The organism is Nocardia tenerifensis NBRC 101015, assembly GCF_000308715.1.
Lineage (GTDB): Bacteria > Actinomycetota > Actinomycetes > Mycobacteriales > Mycobacteriaceae > Nocardia > Nocardia tenerifensis.
The window spans coordinates 15,858-33,825 of record NZ_BAGH01000266.1; the positions used below are offsets into that span (position 1 = coordinate 15,858).

17 protein-coding genes are annotated in these 17,968 nt (G+C 68.3%); 5 read left to right on the plus strand and 12 right to left on the minus strand.

Going from position 1 to position 17,968, the window contains the following annotated elements; genetic code table 11:
- Position 1: 1 nt before the first annotated feature.
- From ON39_RS20725 to ON39_RS20735, 3 genes are all read right to left on the minus strand, one after another.
- Entirely contained in the window at positions 2-436 is a 435-nt protein-coding gene (locus tag ON39_RS20725; RefSeq protein WP_040736777.1) for a cupin domain-containing protein, read from the minus strand.
- Between the two features lie 118 nt (positions 437-554).
- Positions 555-1,589 carry a C40 family peptidase gene (locus tag ON39_RS20730; protein ID WP_040736795.1) on the minus strand — a complete coding sequence of 345 codons (1,035 nt, stop codon included), beginning with the start codon at positions 1,587-1,589 and terminating at the stop codon, positions 555-557.
- 27 nt (positions 1,590-1,616) lie between these two features.
- Entirely contained in the window at positions 1,617-2,348 is a 732-nt protein-coding gene (locus tag ON39_RS20735; protein WP_051186856.1) for a hypothetical protein, read from the minus strand.
- Positions 2,349-2,458: 110 nt separating this feature from the next.
- Here ON39_RS20735 and ON39_RS20740 point away from each other — a divergent pair, with 110 nt between their 5' ends.
- Positions 2,459-3,928 (plus strand): APC family permease, encoded by a 1,470-nt coding sequence (locus ON39_RS20740; RefSeq protein ID WP_040736778.1) that lies wholly within the window; start codon positions 2,459-2,461, stop codon positions 3,926-3,928.
- Positions 3,929-4,019: 91 nt separating this feature from the next.
- Here ON39_RS20740 and ON39_RS20745 read toward each other — a convergent pair whose 3' ends face one another.
- Positions 4,020-4,523 carry a DUF2690 domain-containing protein gene (locus ON39_RS20745; protein ID WP_083894578.1) on the minus strand — a complete coding sequence of 168 codons (504 nt, stop codon included), beginning with the start codon at positions 4,521-4,523 and terminating at the stop codon, positions 4,020-4,022.
- A gap of 123 nt (positions 4,524-4,646) precedes the next feature.
- On the opposite strand from ON39_RS20745, the gene ON39_RS20750 reads away from it, so the two are divergent.
- On the plus strand, positions 4,647-8,555 hold the full coding sequence (locus ON39_RS20750) for an AAA family ATPase (protein ID WP_083894579.1): 3,909 nt from the start codon (positions 4,647-4,649) through the stop codon (positions 8,553-8,555).
- 249 nt (positions 8,556-8,804) lie between these two features.
- On the opposite strand, the gene ON39_RS20755 is transcribed toward ON39_RS20750, so the two are convergent.
- From ON39_RS20755 to ON39_RS20765, 4 genes are all read right to left on the minus strand, one after another.
- Positions 8,805-9,230, minus strand: a complete 426-nt coding sequence (locus ON39_RS20755; protein ID WP_246003228.1) for a type II toxin-antitoxin system VapC family toxin — start codon at positions 9,228-9,230, stop codon at positions 8,805-8,807.
- Complete coding sequence (locus tag ON39_RS47440) at positions 9,218-9,451, minus strand: ribbon-helix-helix domain-containing protein (RefSeq protein WP_083894580.1); 234 nt, start codon at positions 9,449-9,451, stop codon at positions 9,218-9,220. The genes ON39_RS20755 and ON39_RS47440 overlap by 13 nt, the downstream gene beginning before the upstream one ends.
- Positions 9,452-9,491: 40 nt before the next feature.
- Positions 9,492-10,187, minus strand: coding sequence for a hydrogen peroxide-dependent heme synthase (gene hemQ, locus ON39_RS20760; RefSeq protein WP_040736781.1), 696 nt, complete (start codon positions 10,185-10,187; stop codon positions 9,492-9,494).
- 353 nt (positions 10,188-10,540) lie between these two features.
- Positions 10,541-11,884, minus strand: coding sequence for a protoporphyrinogen oxidase (locus ON39_RS20765; protein ID WP_040736782.1), 1,344 nt, complete (start codon positions 11,882-11,884; stop codon positions 10,541-10,543).
- A 159-nt stretch (positions 11,885-12,043) separates the two neighbouring features.
- On the opposite strand from ON39_RS20765, the gene ON39_RS20770 reads away from it, so the two are divergent.
- On the plus strand, positions 12,044-12,907 hold the full coding sequence (locus ON39_RS20770; RefSeq protein WP_040736799.1) for a class I SAM-dependent methyltransferase: 864 nt from the start codon (positions 12,044-12,046) through the stop codon (positions 12,905-12,907).
- A 5-nt stretch (positions 12,908-12,912) separates the two neighbouring features.
- On the opposite strand, the gene ON39_RS20775 is transcribed toward ON39_RS20770, so the two are convergent.
- Positions 12,913-13,455, minus strand: a complete 543-nt coding sequence (locus ON39_RS20775; protein ID WP_211336514.1) for a uridine kinase family protein — start codon at positions 13,453-13,455, stop codon at positions 12,913-12,915.
- Positions 13,455-14,510, minus strand: coding sequence for a uroporphyrinogen decarboxylase (gene hemE / locus ON39_RS20780; RefSeq protein WP_051186857.1), 1,056 nt, complete (start codon positions 14,508-14,510; stop codon positions 13,455-13,457). Before hemE ends, ON39_RS20775 begins: the two co-directional genes overlap by 1 nt.
- 231 nt (positions 14,511-14,741) lie before the next feature.
- Here hemE and ON39_RS20785 point away from each other — a divergent pair, with 231 nt between their 5' ends.
- Together ON39_RS20785 and ON39_RS20790 are read left to right on the plus strand one after the other, a co-directional pair.
- Positions 14,742-15,377 (plus strand): DUF3000 domain-containing protein, encoded by a 636-nt coding sequence (locus ON39_RS20785; protein ID WP_083894581.1) that lies wholly within the window; start codon positions 14,742-14,744, stop codon positions 15,375-15,377.
- 138 nt (positions 15,378-15,515) lie between these two features.
- Entirely contained in the window at positions 15,516-16,778 is a 1,263-nt protein-coding gene (locus ON39_RS20790; protein WP_040736784.1) for an HRDC domain-containing protein, read from the plus strand.
- Positions 16,779-16,783: 5 nt separating this feature from the next.
- Here the strand turns inward: ON39_RS20790 and ON39_RS20795 are convergent, their stop codons facing one another.
- On the minus strand, positions 16,784-17,167 hold the full coding sequence (locus ON39_RS20795; RefSeq protein WP_040736785.1) for a DUF5655 domain-containing protein: 384 nt from the start codon (positions 17,165-17,167) through the stop codon (positions 16,784-16,786).
- Positions 17,168-17,231: 64 nt separating this feature from the next.
- Positions 17,232-17,968, minus strand: a 737-nt coding sequence (locus ON39_RS20800; protein WP_040736786.1) for a transketolase C-terminal domain-containing protein, incomplete at its 5' end; no start/stop codon positions are given.

Consider the following 17,968-nt stretch of genomic DNA (forward strand, 5'->3'; position numbering starts at 1 on the left):
GCTACTGGAATGGGCAGCCCGGATTCGGGGCGTCCTCGGCCGGCGGGGCGCCGACCGGCAGCCTGTACAGGACGTCGAGCACGAGCGGTTCACTGCCTTGATTGCGGCCGATGTGGGTGTACCCGACTCCGCTGCGCTCGTTGATCGTCTCGCCCGGCCGGTACGTGCCGTCGACGGCGCAACTCGAATCGTAGTGAGTCAGTACGCCTTTGCGCACGACCGCGATCAGCGGGCCGTCGTGATAGTGCCATCCGGTGGTCCCGCCGGGCTGCACGGTCAGCTCGCGCAGGATGTAGTGCGTGTCGGCGACCGTGGTCTCGGCCAGCGTCGTCGCCTCGACCCCTGCGATCGGGGTCGCGTCCGCGACGGGCGCGACGAGCAGGCACGCGACGGTAGCGCCGATGCTCAGAACAAGCTCTCGTGCAATGGTTCTCATGACTTTCCTTCTCGATTCTCCGGTGCACCGGACGCAGCCGCTCGTCAGGTCACGGCACATGCGTGCCGGGCACAGTCCAGTCCATGCCGCTGCGGCAGAGTCAAGGTCGGTGTCGAGGCTAGCCGCGCAGATAGCGTTGCGCACCCCAATAGTCCGGGCCGAACCGGACCGGGGTGATACGCACCGGCGTGGCCGAGTCGAAGGCCTCGATCATCCGGCCGTCACCGAAGTACATCGCCACGTGATAGATCGAGTCGGGGTCCTTCAGATCATGCGCATAGAACAGCAGGTCACCAGGTCGTAGCTCATCTCGGTCGACCGGGCGGCCGTGCCCCTCGACGGCTTGCGGTCCGGCGTCCCTGGGCAGGGTGATCCCGTGGACCTGATAGACGATCGAGGTGAATCCGGAGCAGTCCACGCCGAATCCGGCGCGTCCGCCCCACAGATAGGGGCGATCGACGAACTCGGCCGCGTACCGCACCAGATCGGCGGCGGTGGGATACGGGATGTCCGTGGGCTTTCGATAGACGTCGACGCTGCCGGCGTCCAGCCATTTCGGACCGCTGCGCGGGGTGGCGACCATGATGCGGTCACCGGTGCGGCCCAGCACGGGAAGGCGGGTGTTCGCGCTGATCTCGATGTCCCGGCGAGCCAGCGCGGGGTCGCTGTACAGCCAGGTGGTCGCGCCGTGATCGGCGAGGGCGAACGGTGCGACGGCCTTCAGCGCGGCGAAATCCGGGCTGGTGGTCAGCTGAACGCTGGGTATCCAGCCGGGATAGCCGAGAGCGTTCTTCGGGGTGGGCTGCCCGGGCACCACCACCTCGGCCCAATCACCTTGGCGCTGAAGAACATAGACGCGATCTCCGTACAGCGCCTGGGTCTGGGTCAGGTTGTCGGAGGTGAGGGCCTCCTCCTGCTCCAACGTCATGTCCGCGAGCCAGCGGGGGATGTCGACCGGGTTGGTCAGGGCGGGCCGATCGACCGGGCGGGGACTCTGCGGCGAGGTCCACACCGTGGCCGCGGCGACGTCGACATAGGCGCTGGGCGGTTCCGGCGCGGGCTCCGCACGAGCCGGGAGCGACAGTGCGACAACAACACTCAGCGCGCATAACAAAATGCCTGGACAGCTCAGTCGGCGATGAGAATAGCCCATGGACATCATTGTCGCACCGCCGTGCGCCTATCGTGGGCAACGTCCGGCGGGCAATCGTCGGAGATGAGCGGCGACCCACTCGGTGAGCCGGTCGAGCAAGGCGACTCCGTCGGCGAACGATCCCGACGCCGGTCGCGCACCCAATACCACTGCCGTCCAGCCGGATCCGTTCGAAACCACGCCCAGTTGCCTGACCAGGTGCGCTCCCTCCGCATCGGGTCCCCATCCACCCTTCGCGGCCGCCCCCGCCAACCGCGCCAATCCCCACCGGTGCCCGGGATCGAGGGTTCGCATCAGCGCGAGAACCTCGACGCCCGCCTCGAGACACGGGAGGTGCGCGGTGAACAGGGCTTGACGAGCGGTACTCCATTCGGTCTGACCGAAGGCGGTGTACTCCGGCCGGACACGTCGCGACTGCACCCGGGTGCCGGTGTCACCCGCCTCCCCGAGCACGGCCGCCACCGCCGCGGCGGCGACGGCCGGCGATCCGAGCATGGACCACAGCCGCTCCGCCGCGGCGTTGTCAGAGCGGGTAATAGCCTGCACCACATCGCTTTTCGCGGCTTCCGGCGCCGCGCGCAACGCGGCGATCGCGAGCGGCACCTTGCTGGTCGACCAGGCGACGCCGCCGGTCCAGTCGCCGAGCGCGACGACCCGCGCTCCCCCGACGGGCGCATAGGCGAGCCCGACGGTTCCGCGCAGCGTCGCGCCGTACGAGGCGAAACTCGAGGCCAGGGAGCGGGTTTCATCGGCGGACATACCCCGAGCATGACCCTCGCGCGACAGTCCGGACACCGGAAAACAGCGATTCGAGCACGCGAAAGCGGGGGCGGCCGCATCATCGAAGACGGGAGACGAAGGGGGTGGGTATGGCACCCGCTGATTCCACCGGAACCCCGGGCCTGGCGCGCGGCGCCATCGGCCTGCGTGAAGTTCTGTTCCAGTCCGTCACCTCCATGGCGCCGGCGGGCGCGGTCGCGCTGTCGATCGCGGTCGGCGCCACCTATGCGGGCGGCGCGCTGCCGCTCGCGGTCCTGCTCGCGCTGGCCGCCTGCCTGCTCGTCGCGAGTTCGATCGGGCAACTGGCCAGACACCTCCCGTCGGCGGGCAGCATCTACACGTATCCGGCCGAGGCGCTGCATCCGGTGATCGGATTCCTGGTCGGCTGGGGTTACGCGCTCGTCGAGGCGCTGCTCGGCCCGACAACGACGGTCCTCGTCGGCTACCTGGTCGGCTCGGTGATGCACAGCGAGTTCGACTGGCCGTTCACCGCCACGTGGGTCGTGGTCATGATCGTCTCGGCCGTGCTGATCGCCCTGCTGAACTACCGCGGTGTCCGGGTCAGCGCGCAGGTGGGCACCGTTCTCGGACTGTTCGAGATCCTCGTGTTCCTCGTGCTGGCCGGCTGGCTCGTGATCAAGGCCGGAACCGGAAACACCGCAACGGTTTTCACCCTGCATTTCGCCACAGTGGAGGGCTACCAAGGGTTTTCGGGCGTCGCCGCGGCATCGATCTACACCATCCTCGCCTTCATCGGCTTCGAGGCCTCGGCCCCGCTCGCCGAGGAGGCCCGCAATCCGCGCCGCACCATTCCGATCGCCGTCGTGGCGTCCTGCGGCGCCATCGGCGTGTTCTACGTCTTCACCACCTACGCGGGCGACGTGTTCTTCGGACCGCACCGGTATGTGAGCTTCGGCGAGCTCGGCGACGGAAGCCCGTGGATAACCCTGGCCCGGGACGTGTGGGGAGTCGGCTGGGTGGTGGCGTTGTTCGCCATCCTGAACTCGACGTTCGCCAACGGGAACGCCGCCACCCTGGCGACGACCCGCACCTGGTACGCCATGTCCCGGATCGGGCTGCTGCCCGCCGCACTGTCGCGCACACATCCGAAGTGGAACTCGCCGCACGTCGGCGTGGTCGTCCAGTTGCTGGTATCGCTCGGCATCGGTCTGCCGCTCGGCCTCTACTTCGGCCCGACCGAGGCCTTCGTGCTGCTCGCCACGGTCCTGGCGGGCGTCATGATCGCCGTGTACATGGTGTTCAACCTGTCGTGCACGATGTTCTACCTGCGACGGCAGCGCGCCGAGTTCAATTGGCTACTCCACCTGGTGATTCCGATCCTCGGCATCGCCGCCTTCGTCCCCGCCTGGCTCACCGCGATGGGAATCGGCACCTCGGTCCTGAAATTCGTCACCCCACTGAGCTATCCCTCGAGTCAGGCAGGCCTGATCATCGGAGCCTGGTACCTGATCGGCATCGCCGTCCTCATATACCTCTACCGACGACACCCGGCCCGACTGTCGGAGATGCGGCGGGTATTCGCCGACGATCCGCGTTGACGGCGGGTTGCGGCAGGCACGGTTCTCGACAGCGTCCGGCGAGCTGATCGCGCCGTGACGCTGCCGAGGACAGCACGTAGTCAGCCGACGATCAGCAGACCGTCTCGGCGTTCGCTCCGGCGGTATAGGTTTCGGCGTAGTGCTGCCCGTTCGGGTACTTCAGGTGAACCTGGAAGTGAATGCACGTGCTGCCCGGCGCATACACCTGCATGCTGTAGCTGGAACCCGAGCCGTAGTCGGTCTCGGGCGGCAGGCCAGGTTGCCCATCCGCCCAGATGTCCTTGATCGCGGCGCCGCCGGCGGGGTTGCTGCGCACCCGGATCCAGTTGGTCTGGCAACTATTGGAGTAGTAGACATCCACGTAGCTCACGACCTGACCGGATTCGGTCTGGATTCCTCGGGTGGCCGCGAGGTATGCATTCTGATTGCAGCCGGTCGCCGCAGGGTCGGTGCCGTGGTGCTGGGGACCCGCGGCGGCGGTGCCGGTTCCGGCGACCATCGCGGCGAACGCTGTGGCCGCCAAGAGCATCGCGGCCTTCGAGACACGTCCTCTGGACGTGCCGGATGCGGTGTGGGAAGAGGTAATGGCGAACATCGAACAGCTCCGATCTCAGAGGGTGATCGCCGGGTCCAAAGCCGGCGACATGCCCACCGTCGCGCAGGTCAGGCGGAATACCTGAGGATCCAATCGGTCCAATCGGCTGTGCCACACTGAGATATGGGCGCGCACGTCCCAGGCCCGGCGGATCCGGCATGCATCACCAGTCGAGAACTGTTCTCCGAGACGCTCCGGACCCTCGCGCTGTGTGCCGGGCTCTCGGTTCGACAGGTAGCGCAAGCGGCCGGCGAGCACCTGCCATCCGGACAGACGGTTCCTTACGGCACCATCCAAGGCTGGTTCTCCGGCACCGCGACACCCGATGCGAACTCTCCGTTTCTCACCCCTGTGCTCTTGGCGCTCGGCATTGCGCCGCAACAGATTTCTTCCTGGCATGCCGCGGCCGCACGCGTGCGGCGGATACCTCGCCCCGCGGCGGCGACACGCTCGCCGTATCGGGGACTGGATCCGTTCGAGCTCGAACACGCCGCCGACTTCTTCGGCCGTTCCGAGCTCACCCGACAGCTGTGTGAACATGTCGAATCCGTGCTCGCCTCCGCGACCGGGCCAAGTGTTGTCGTAGTGCTGGGATCATCGGGAGCAGGAAAAAGTTCGTTGCTTCGTGCGGGACTTGCCGCCCATTTCGATTGCCGAATTCTCACGCCGGGTCCGGAACCTGTTGCGGCATTGAAGAAAACGACCGAGGGATACCGCGTCGACGGCGCCGACGAGATGGTGCTGGTGGTCGACCAATGCGAAGAGTTGTGGGCGTTGAGCCCGCCGGACAACGGCGACCACGATCAGATCAGGACACACTGGAATCGGCAGCGCCGTCAGTTCTTCGGCGAACTGTCCAGCTGGGCCGACCGCCGCCGAACCGCGGTGGTCGTCGGGTTGCGCGCCGACCACTTCAGCTTCGCCACCAATGAGCCACTGCTACGGACCGCGCTCACCAACGGCCATCAGATCGTCGTAACACCGATGAACAAGCGCCAACTGAGCCAGGTCATCGAAGCCCCCGCCGCGCGACGCGACATTCAGGTCGACCCAGTACTGGTACAACGACTGCTGGAAGAACTCGCCGTCACCGACTCGGACTCGGAGCCGGGTGCGCTGCCGCTGCTGTCCTACGCACTGAAACAGTCCTGGGCAAATCTGCGCCCGCCGCGCAAGGTGTTGAAGTACGACGACTATCACAAAACCGGCGGAATTCGCGGAGCCATCGAGAAGTCAGCCGAAGGTGTGTACGCAAGTCTGAGCCCACGTGCACAACTCGCCGCGAAACGCGTGTTGATGCGTTGCGTGGCTGTCACCGAGGAATCGACCGCGCGCCGCACCGCGATCCGCTCCGAACTGCAATGGGATGACCTGCGCCGAATTGATATCGACACCGCCATCGGCCGGTTCGCCGAAGAACGCCTGATCACGGTCTCGGCCGTTGGCGTCCAAGCCAGCCACGAGGCCTTGCTGTCGGCGTGGCAACGCCTGGCACAGTGGATCGATACCGACCGCGCAAGCCTGTTGCAGCACAGGCGCTTCAGCGTCGAGAGCCGCGAATGGGAACGCGGCGGCCGCGCGCAGAAGGATCTGCTCAGCCCGGGACGCACCGAGGAGTTCACGCAGTGGGCCGCCGACGAAGTACACGGTCGCGAACTCAATCCGCTCGAACAACAGTTCCTGGCCGCCAACGTCGCCTTCCATGCCGAGCAGGCCGCCAAGGAACGACGCCGGGTGGCCGAACTGAACGAAACCGTCCACCGATTGAGGATTTCACGCACGCAGCTTCGCCGACGCGCACGAGTGCTGCTGTGGGTCGCTTTTCTTCTGACCATCGTGACCGTCGTGGCCTCAGCCGCGGTGGTCGAGGCGGTCGACAGCCGCAACCGTGCCCGCACATCGGCCCAAGTCGCGCGAACAGCCCGGAACGAAGCGTTTTCCCGCCTCGCCGCGGTCCAGTCCGGGCTCCTGCGCAACCGTGATTCCGCCCTCGCACAGCAACTCGCACTGGTCGGATGGGACAGCGCGGCAACGGTGGAAGCACGCTCGGCCTTACTGGACAGCACCGCGGTAGCCACGCCCCGACGCACACCGACCGTGCCGGGAACAGTCGTGATAGCCGTCTCCCCCGGCAGCAAGTGGCTCGCGGTAGGCAACTCGGATGGGAACGTACGGTTACTCGATCGGGCGGACACGAACGCGGCACCCACCCTCCTGGCGGCATCGACCGACCCACTTTATGCGGTCGCTTTCACCCCCGATGGACGACGACTCGCGGTCGGTGGAGTATCCGGAGCGACGCTGTGGGACGTATCGACCCCCCGTCGGCCACGCAAACTCACTTCTCTGAGCGGGATCACCGGCCCGGTCTACGACCTGTCGTGGTCCCCGGACGGGCGCGAAGTCGCCGCAGCCACCACCGTGGGCGCGCTGCGATGGTCGGTCGACGCCGACGGCTCCACCACAGCACTCACTTCCAACTCGACCACAGTGATCAAGGCCGTCGCCTACAGCCCGGGAGGGCAGTATCTGGCCACAGGCACCGAGACCGGAGCGGTGCAACTATGGATCCGGACTCCCGGCGAACCCGACACGCCCGCAGGAACCGTGACGATGCCGCGGGCCACCGACGGGATCCTGGATTTGCAGTTCGACCCGAGTTCCACCCGGCTCGCGGTCGGATCGCAAGCCAACGAATGCACCCTCCTCGACGTCACACAGCCGGAAAAGCCCTCGGCCACCATGCATCTCGGTGGATTCACCAGCTACGTCAACTCTGTCGCCTTCCGGAACAACGGCACCGCGGTCGCTGCCGGCAGCTCGGACAACTCGGTGCGCCTCTTCGACCTCAGCGCGGGGACCACCGCACAGGTCCTACCGGGATCGGCTATCGTCACCTCGGTTGCGAACGCCGGAGACACCGTAATCAGCGCTGCCACAGACGGCTTCATCCGCGAATGGCCCCTCCCCGGGCCGGTGAGCGCCAACCTCGGCGGCCGGATCTACACCCTTCCCACCAGCGCCGACGGTTTCCTCGCCGCCGTGGGACTGGTCGCCCCCGTCAACAGCGAATTCAACCTCGTACATCGCTACGACCTCACCGATTCAGCCGGTGTCCACGAACTGCTTCCTGCGCTGCTCTTCGAAGGCGGCGGCAAAATGTCCGGAGTAGCGGCCGTCTCCGGCGACGGCCGCATCGTCGCCGCCGGAACGGCCGACGGCGAACTGTATACCTGGGATGTCAGCGAAGCCGAACGACCACACCGATTCGCACCACCCGTGCGCGTTCTCGATCGTGTCATCGCCACCGCCGTGCTGTCTCACGACGGCCGACACGCCTACGCGGCCGCCGCCGGGGACGCCGCCAACCGAATTGCCGTGGTGGACTTCGCGGACCCAGCCAACCCGCGCACTCTGGAAACCCTCACCGCCAACGGCCTGGTTCAACTACTCACCGTCAGCAGCGACGGAACTCTGCTGGCCGCGAGCACTGCCAATGGGGTCAGCGTATGGGATGTCTCCGGTACCCGAATCACACCGGTAGCCGACCTGCGCGGCGTCTTCGACTCGACCGTCACCGCCGCCAAGTTCGGAGCCGGCCGACTACTCGCGGCCGGCAGCGACGACCGCACTGTCAAACTGTGGGACTTCACCGATCCCCGGACACCGGCACCGATGGCCACTCTCACCGGCCCCTCCGGCGCGATCATGTCGCTGACCTTCGACCCGTCCGGTCACCGGCTCGCGGCCGGAACAGGCGACAACCAGGTATGGGTGTGGGATGTGGGCCGCCCGGCAAGCCCCCAGCCCTACGCTGCGCTCAACGCCTACCCCGGGCGCGTCAACGACGTCGCGTTCAGCCCCGACGGATCTCGTCTCATCGCCGCCGGTTTCGACGGTACCTTGCGAACCTGGCACACCGATCCGGTCGACATTGCCCAAACACTCTGCCACACACCGGCATCGACCATCTCGGCTGCGGAATGGAAGCAGTACTTCCCGGAAACGACCTATACCGATCCGTGCAAGTAACACAGGTGTCGAAGGCAAGGGCACCCAAGCGGTTTGCTCCCTCGACCGGTAGCTCGCCTGGACGGATCGCAGCGGACGACCGGTGGACGTTAGGGGTGCTACTGCAGCAACTCCGGCTCGCTGCGACTGCACCCCTCGGACAGCGCAGCGGAGTAATCCGCGGTCAGCACTGGACCGAATGGTACGTTTTCCGCCGCCGAGTCGCACGCCCCGAAAAGCGGGGGCCTGCCGGTCGGTTGCTGCAAGCGGTCATGGGACCAGCGTGAAACTGGGAACATGCGTCGGGCGAACGACAGAGAAATGGCGGCGATCAGTTGTCGCAATGGTGTGCAGGTCACGTCGTTCCGCTACGGCAATCACAGATGCATCAGCCGTGCCGAGCGGCAGGTCCCGATATTTCGCGACCAATTCCGCAATGCGCACCCAATCCGCAGCGTGTACCGGTTCGACGGTGAACAGACCTTCGGCGAAGTCGCCCAAGAATTGCACCTCCGCTTCAGCTCCCAACCGAGTGCCGATCAGGTAGGCCGCTTCGGTGATCACCAGGGTGGGCACGACAAGCGGCCCGCGGTGTGTTTGAAGGAGATTCAGACAATCGACATGATGCGCGTCATCGGCATCGACGTAGGCATACAGTGGCCCGGCGTCCACTACCAGCGCGGTTATCGGCCCCACTCCTTACGCAAGATCTCCTTGATCCGACTGGAGACGTCGGATCGGCCGCTGTGTCCGGCGGCCGCCGCGCCGAATCTCCGACCGCCTCCATCCGGGGCGGTCTCGAAAAATGCCGCGAGAACCATGCGAGTCAAGTCGGAAACTGTGACACCCCGACGCTCTGCCTCATGGCGGAGCTTGTCGTCCAGCTCATCGGGTAGCTTCACAGTTGTGCGCCTCATGGTATGCCAGCATACCTAACGCGACGCTAGCGGGTGCGGCTCAGGGCAGGGCGTTGATGAGCTTTTCGACGTCCACACGGGGGCCGGTGAAGAAGGGGACCTCTTCGCGGACGTGCAGGCGCGCCTCGGTGGCGCGCAGGTCGCGCATGAGGTCGACGATGCGGTGCAGTTCGGGGGCCTCGAAGGCGAGGATCCACTCGTAGTCGCCGAGGGCGAACGAGCTGACCGTGTTGGCGCGCACGTCGGGGTAGCCGCGGGCGGCCTTGCCGTGGTCGGCGAGCATCTTGCGGCGCTCGTCGTCGGGCAGCAGGTACCACTCGTAGGAGCGGACGAACGGGTACACGCAGATGTAGTTGCCCGGGTCCTCGCCCGCGAGGAAGGCCGGCACGTGACTCTTGTTGAACTCCGCCGGGCGATGCAGCGCCACATTGCTCCACACCGGCGCGCTGGCCCGGCCGAGCTCGGTGGTGCGGCGGAAGTCGGCGTACGCGGCCTGCAGGTCCTCGACGCGCTCGGCGTGGGTCCAGATCATGAAGTCCGCGTCCGCGCGCATCCCCGCCACGTCGTAAACCCCGCGCACCACCACGTCCCGATCGGCCAGGCCCTCGAAGAACGCCCGAGCCTCTTTGATCGCCGCAGCCCGATCATCCCCCAGCACCCCCGGCTGCACCTGAAACACCGAGAACATCAGGTAACGAATGGTCGAGTTGAGTTCCTGATAATCGAGTCGCGCCATACCACCCATCGTGCCACTCGCCGAAACCACGCACTCCTGCGGTCCGGTTCCAGATCGCACCTCCGGCATGCTCAGCACGGCGGAGCGGATGCCGTCGAATGCATCAGCCCGAGCGGGGACTTGTGGCGGACGCTTCTCGGGCGGATTCAGCCGGGCGATGCCGCCACCAGTTCCTCATGATCGTTCGACCAGCTCCGATGGTGCGCGTTTGATCGGAGGAGTCATGGATTGCGAGGCGTCCTGGCAGCTCGCGGTTTCCGGGGATCGCTTGGTCGCCTGCCGGAGGCGGCGGGTGGACTCGAGACAGGATCTGGTTGGAGCACCGACGTCCGGTAGGTACCGCGGAGCGGGGATCAGGCAGTGGCGGCTATACGGTGGGCGGCGCTGGTGGCGGCGGCTACACAGGCGGGCACGCCGACGCCGTGCAGGTAGGGGCCGGCCAGGGCTAGGCCGGGGAGCGTGGCGATGGCGGATTCGAGGGTGGCGACGCGGGTGGTGTGGCCGGAGGCGTACTGGGTGAGTCCGCCGCGCCAGCGTTGGACGACGGCGGAGCGGGGGGTGATGGGGACGCCGGTGACGGTGGCGAGGTCCTCGACGGCGGCGGTGACGAGGTCGGCGTCAGTCCAGGAGAGGGTGGAGTCGTCGCCGAATTTGCCGAATGATGCTCGCACCAGCGCGGTTTCGCGTTCGGCGAGGTGGGTCCATTTGCGACTGGACAGGGTGAAAGCCTTGGCGCGCAGCGGTTCTCCGGTCGCGACCAGGATGCCGGAGTTCTGCGGGAGCGCGGTCTCACACGGAAGCGCAAGCGCGACAACGACGGACGAGGACAGCTCCATCTCGGCCAGCACCGCGGTGGCCTCGGGCGCGACCGCGCCGAGCAGTCGCGCGGTCACGGGCGCCTGCGTGGCGAGCACGACCGCGTCGACGGCGCCGATCGGGTCCACGACCCAGCCGCGCAGTCCACGGGCGAGCCGCGTGGCCGGCGTCGCGGTGACGAACTTCGCCCCCGACCGTGCCGCCAACGCCTCCAACAGCACTTGGTAACCATCCCTGAGCCCGCCGAACACGGGCGCGCTCGACGGCGGCGGCAGCGCGACGGACACCGCGTGCGTGAGGCTCGGCGCGCCGTCGTCCAATGCCGCGGCCAAGGTCGGCAGCGCCGCACGCACCCCGATCGAGCGAGAACTGCCCGCGTACACCCCGCCGAGCAGCGGATCCACGCTCCGCTCGGCGACCTGCGCGCCGAACCGGTCCGCGACCAGGCTGTACACGTCGATGTCCGTGCCGGGGTCCCAGCTCAGCGGCCGCCGCGGCTCCTCCTCGATCCGCGTCACCGTCTCGGCGTCGACCAGCCCCCGCATCGACTCGGCGTCCGACGGTATCCCCATCAGCGTCCGCTCCGGCAGCGCGTGCGCCGCTCCGCCCGACCACACCAGTGGCCGCAGCCCGGCGGGCGTCACCAACTGCGTCTCCAGCCCCAATTCGCGCAGCAGCTCCGGCACCTCGGGCCGACGCCCGACGAACGCCTCCGCCCCGAGATCCAAAGGGCCCCCGGCGACTTCGCCGGTGTAGAGAATCCCGCCGACCCGTTCGGCGCGGTCGAGCACCAGAATGTCGGCCCCGGCCCCCACCAGTGTCCGCAACCGATACGCGGCGACCAATCCGCTGATCCCGCCGCCGACCACCGCGATCCTCATACCCCGACGTTATCCCCCACGCCACCGCCCTCGAGTGCCGCCCCCGAGCAGGCTGATCGCCGTGCCCGAGCAGCGTCGTCGAGGCCGCCATAGAGGGCTTTCCCACAGCGTGAGCGGGTTCACAGCGCCCACGCGGCGCGGATAAGTAGGTTCATGAACATGGAGAACGACGGACCCAGCCGCACGGCGCTCGTGACCGCGTATGCCCGCGCCTATCACCAGATCGCCGATCGACCCCCGATCTTCATCGACCCCCTTGCGGCGCCGATGCTGGGCGTCACCACGGACGATCTGAACGAATTGGGCACGCGCACAAGCGATCAACCCGGCAACGCCGTCCGCGATCCGGCACGCCGCCTGTTCTTCGCCGCGCGTTCCCGCTTCGCCGAGGACTGCGTGGCCGCGGCCGTCGAGTCCGGCGTGCGCCAGGTCGTGATCCTCGGCGCGGGCCTGGACACCTTCGCCTACCGCAATCCGCATCCGGACCTGCGCGTATACGAGGTCGACCACCCCGCGACCCAGGCGTGGAAACGGCAACGCCTGGCCGAAGCCGGCATCGACCACCCCGAGACGTTGACCTTCGTGCCGGTCGACTTCGAAACCGACACGCTCGCAGCAGGATTGGAGTCAGCGGGATTCGACCGGAGCGACGCGGCGGTATTCGTGTGGCTCGGCGTCGTCTTCTACCTGACCCGCGACGCCGCCCGCGCCACCCTCGAGTACATCGCGGGCCAGGCCCGGCCGGCCACGGTGGTCTTCGACTATCTGCGACCCGGAGACACCGACGAGGAGCGCGCGCACATGCGGGCGCGCGCCGAGCGGCTGGCCGCCATCGGCGAGCCCGTGTTCAGCTACTTCGCGCCCGACGAGATCGCAGGCCACCTGCGCTCCCTGGGATTCACCGACATCGAAGACCACTCCGCTCCGGAACTCGTCGCCGGTTACCTCGACGGATCCACGCAAGTCGAGCTCGAATCGGCCGACGCACTGCGCGCGCTCCGCATCCTGCGCGCGAGCCGATAGCCCACTCAACCGAGTTCGGCGGTCCCGCTGACGATCACGTCTGCGCTGGAACGCGTTTCGTCGTTCGCGAAGTGGACGTCTTCATCGGCCATCCACCGATCCCAGAGCGCACGAGCAGCGGAACCGTCGCGCTCGAGCCCGCGGTCCAAACGCAAGTCCCGGGGTGTGTCGACCCAGACGGAGAGGGAGAGCCGGGACCGAACGATGGCGCGGGCCGACGAAACACCCTCCAGCACAACGACTCCGCCGGGCTCGATGTCATGCCATTCGGCGAGGACTCGACGGTCCCAGTCGTAACGCTGGTAGCGCGCGGCCTCGTCGCGCCCCAGTGGTTGCAGCACTTGGGTTTCCAGCCGAGGCCACCAATTCAGCGGGTTGTCCCACGAGGCGAAGCTGTCGGTGGGGACGACAACCGCGTCGCACTCACGCGCGAGTCGCCCGGCGAGCGTTGACTTTCCGGCACCGCCCGGCCCGTCGATCGCGACGAGCCGGGTCGAACCGAGCCGCGGCTCGCTCCCCATCACCCGCGCGACGAGCTCCCCGAGCACTACAGCTCGTGCACCAACTCGACCAACGCCGTCAGCACACCGGGATCGGTATCGGGGAGCACACCATGCCCCAGATTGAAGATATGTCCGTTGGCGCCCAACGTGATCGCCTCATCGGCCTCGGCCGCGATGCGCCGCGCCTCGGTCTCCACCGCGCCCGCCCCCGCGAAGAGCACGGCGGGATCGAGGTTGCCCTGCAACGCTTTTCCGGGCCCGACGCGCCGCACGGCGTCGGTGAGCGGCACCCGCCAGTCGACGCCGACCACATCGGCGCCCGCCTCGCCCATCGCCCCCAGCAGCTCGCCGGTGCCGACGCCGAAGTGGATGCGCGGCACGCCCGCCTCGGCGACCTCGGCGAAGACGCGCTCGGAGTGCGGCAGCACGAACCGCCGGTAGTCGGCGAGGGACAGCGCGCCGGCCCACGAGTCGAACAGCTGCACGGCGTCGACCCCGGCGGCCAGCTGAGCCTGCAGGAACGCGACGGTGATGTCGGTGAGCACGCCGAGCAGCGCGTGCCAGGTCTGCGGGTCGGCGTACATCATCGCCTTGGTGCGCTCGTGGTTCTTGCTCGGCCCGCCCTCGACCAGGTACGACGCGAGGGTGAACGGCGCACCCGCGAAGCCGATGAGCGGCGTCTCGCCGAGCGCGTCCACCAGCAGCCGCACCCCGTCCGCGACCGCGCCGACCTCCTCCGGCCGCAGCCGAGGCAGCGCGCGCACATCGTCGGCGGTGCGCACCGGCGAGGCGATGACCGGCCCGACGCCCGGCACGATGTCGAGGTCGATCCCGGCCGCCTTCAGCGGAACGACGATGTCGGAGAACAGGATCGCCGCGTCGACGCCGTGCCTGCGGATCGGCTGCATGGTGATCTCGCACACCAGCTCCGGATCGAAGCAGGACTCCAGCATGCCGACGCCCTTGCGCAGCTCGCGGTACTCGGGCAACGACCGTCCGGCTTGCCGCATGAACCACACCGGGCGCCTGCTCGGCGTGGCCCCGGTGGCGGCGGCCAGGAACGGGGCATCGGTCAGGCGGCGGCGAGTATGAGTGCTCATCGCTGCCAATCGTAAAGGGCCGCCACCACGCCCCGACCAGTCCGGGCACGAGCCGGAAAGAGGAGCACATCACGCCCCGCCATTTCCCGGGACGGACCGGCCCACCACTCCCTCGAGCGCGACACGCCGAAGCGCGCAACGCGCGGAAGCGGCGAATGGCCCGTGGACGCGGCGGCGATACAGCGGCGCGCCTCCGACTGTGCCGGGTGCACACGGTCTACCGTCCCCTTCGTGACACCGCTCGACTTCCGCGACGGCGCCGCAGCGACCGAGGGACCCCATGGCGAGCCAGCTCCATTTCGCGCCGCGGTCGAGGCGATGGGCACCGCTACCGTGCATCCTCGGATCGAGCTTGCGCCGATCCGGCCGCCGCAACGTCTGGCGCCTTACTCCTACGCGCTCGGCGCCGAGGTAAAACATCCGGAAACCGGTGTGGTGCCGGTCGATTCGGAGGGCGACGCGTTCGGCAGGTTGATCCTGCTGCACGATCCGGACGGGGACGACGCCTGGCACGGCACCTTGCGCCTGGTCGCCTACATCCAGGCCGACATCGACGCCGCGCTGGCCGCCGACCCGCTGCTGCCGGAGGTGGCATGGAGCTGGCTGGTCGACGCGCTGGAGTCGCGCTCGGAGCCGTTCACCGCCCTCGGCGGCACCGTGACCTCGACGAGCTCGGTGCGCTACGGCGACATCGCGGGCCCGCCGCGGGCCCATCAACTCGAGCTGCGCGCGTCGTGGACGGCGATGACCGAGGACATGCGCCCGCATGTCGAGGGCTTCTGCGAGGTCCTCGCCTACGCCGCCGGCCTCCCGCCCGCGGGCATCACCGAGCTGATCCGGCCCGACCTCTCCAACGATCAGCGGTAGCGCCTGGGAAGACCAGTCGCCGGCGCGGCGTTGTGTAGAACGAAAGCTCCCATCGATTCCGCTGTTGTTCGTCTTTTCGACACACGGAAGCCCGATAGGACGACGACCGCCGCGACACTGCACGTAAAGTTCAACAACATGTCCGTACCCGACGAATCCGAACCCACCGGCGCGCCACCCCTGCTCGCGCCGGTGGATGGCGTGCCCGCGGTACTGGACACCGCCGCCGAGGTCGCCGCGGCCGCCGCTCTACTCGCCGCGGGCACCGGCCCGCTCGCCGTCGATGCCGAACGGGCCTCGGGCTTCCGGTATTCGGCGCGCGCCTACCTGATTCAGCTGCGCCGCAAGGGCGCGGGCACCTTCCTCATCGATCCGATCCCGGTCGCCGACGCGCTCGAACCGCTGGCCGACGCGATCAACGATCTCGAATGGGTACTGCACTCGGCGGACCAGGACCTACCGGGTCTGGCCGAACTCGGCCTGCGCCCCGAGCGCCTGTTCGACACCGAATTGGGCGGCAGGCTGGCCGGTTTCGAGCGCGTCGGCTTGGCGGCGATGGTGGAGAACCTGCTCGGACACGCGCTACGCAAGGGCCACGGCGCGGCCGACTGGTCGACCCGGCCGCTGCCCGCCGAGTGGCTCAACTACGCGGCCCTGGATGTCGAACTGCTGCTGGAGCTGCGCGACGCGGTCGCCGCCGACCTTGCGGCACAGGGTAAAACCGATTGGGCGGCACAGGAATTCGAGCACGTCAGGACCACGGAGCCGCCCGCGCCGAAGGCGGACCGCTGGCGGCGCACCTCGGGCATCCACAACCTACGCCGGACCAGACAGCTGGCCGTGGTCCGCGAACTGTGGACCACTCGCGACGCCCTGGCCCGCGCTCGCGACGTCGCGCCCGCGCGCATCCTGCCCGACGCCGCCATCATCGCGGCCGTCACCGCCGACCCGAAGACCATCGCGCAGTTGCGGGCGCTACCGGTGTTCGGCGGCCCCCGCCAGCGGCGGTACTCCAGAGAGTGGCTGGCCGCCATCGATCGCGGCCGGACCATGCCCGACAGCGAGCTACCCCCGCTGACCCAGCCGTTCGACGGCCCGCCGCCGGTGAACCGCTGGGAACGTCGCGACCCGGCCGCCGCCGCCCGCCTGTCCCGCGCGCGCACCGCGATGGGCGAGCTGTCCACCGCGCACAAGATCCCCGTCGAGAACCTGCTCTCCCCCGACCTGGTCCGCCGCCTGTGCTGGGACGGACTGCCGGACTACGATCGCATCCCCGACTCCCCTGACGACCTGGCCGCCGCCATCGACGGCTTCCTGAAGTCCGGCGGCGCCAGGCCGTGGCAGCGTGAACTGGCCGTGCCGCACCTGACCGCGGCGCTCACCCCGGAGCCCGCCGAATAGGGCTCTTATCGCGGCGGATGCTCCGAACCGAAGTCGTAGGCCGCCTCCAGCCACCCCTCGTTCACCACATGCTCGACGACCGTGTCGTCGAGCACGCGAATCTGGTGGGTCCACTTGCCGGGGTAGGTCTCCTGCACGCCGAGGATCAGCGGGTCCGACAGCGGCTTGCGCAGATCGAGGGTGAGCATGAGGACGTCGTCGGGCGCCTTCTTGCCCTGCGGCGTCGGCCATAACCACGCGAACTTGCGATCGGCGCCGAAGGAGACCTGGCTCTTCGTGACCGCGGTGGTGACCTCACCGAGTGCCTCGATCCGCGGCGCGAGACTGCGGAACAGGCGCAGTGCGTCCGGGCGATCGGCGAACAGTTTCTCGACCGTGTGCTCGTCCATCCCTCGCATTATTGCCGAAACACGCGCTCGCACAAGGGCACAGGGCTCCTGCCCTGCCCGAGCCTCACCGTGCGGCGAGCCACCCGCCGATCCGCCGGGCGATATCCGGCCCGGTCAAACCCAGCTCCTCGTGCACCGCGCCCCGCGACGCGTGATCCAGGAACTGCTGCGGCACACCGAGATCCCGCGTGGGGATGTCCAGCCCGGAGTTGCGCAGCCGCGCCGACACGGTGGAGCCGATGCCGCCGTGCAGCCCGCCGTCCTCCAAAGTCACTACGAGACGGTAGTTTTCGGCCAGCTTGAGCAGGGTGTCGGAGACCGGGAGCACCCAGCGCGGATCGATCACGGTGACCGAAACCCCTTCGGCCTCCAGCAGATCCGCGGCCTGCAGCGCGACCTCGGCGAACGGGCCGACCGCGACCAGCAGCACGTCACCGCGCACCGCCTGCACCGATCCCCCGTCCGGCGCCAGGTCGTCGTCGGCGCGCTCGCCGGCCGCGAGGCGGAGCACATCCACCCCGTCGAGCCGTTCGACGGCCGAGATGTCCTCGGCGACACTGCCTTTGGGGAACCGGATGGCGGTGGGCCCGTCGTTGACGGCGAGCGCCTCGGCCAGCTCCTCGCGCAGCGTCGCCGCGTCGCGCGGGGCCGCGACCCGGATGCCGGGGATGATGCCGAGCACCGAGAGGTCCCACATGCCGTGGTGGCTGGCGCCGTCGGGGCCGGTGATGCCGGAGCGATCCAGCACCACGGTCACCGGCTGCTTCAACAGCGCGACGTCCATCAGCAGCTGATCGAACG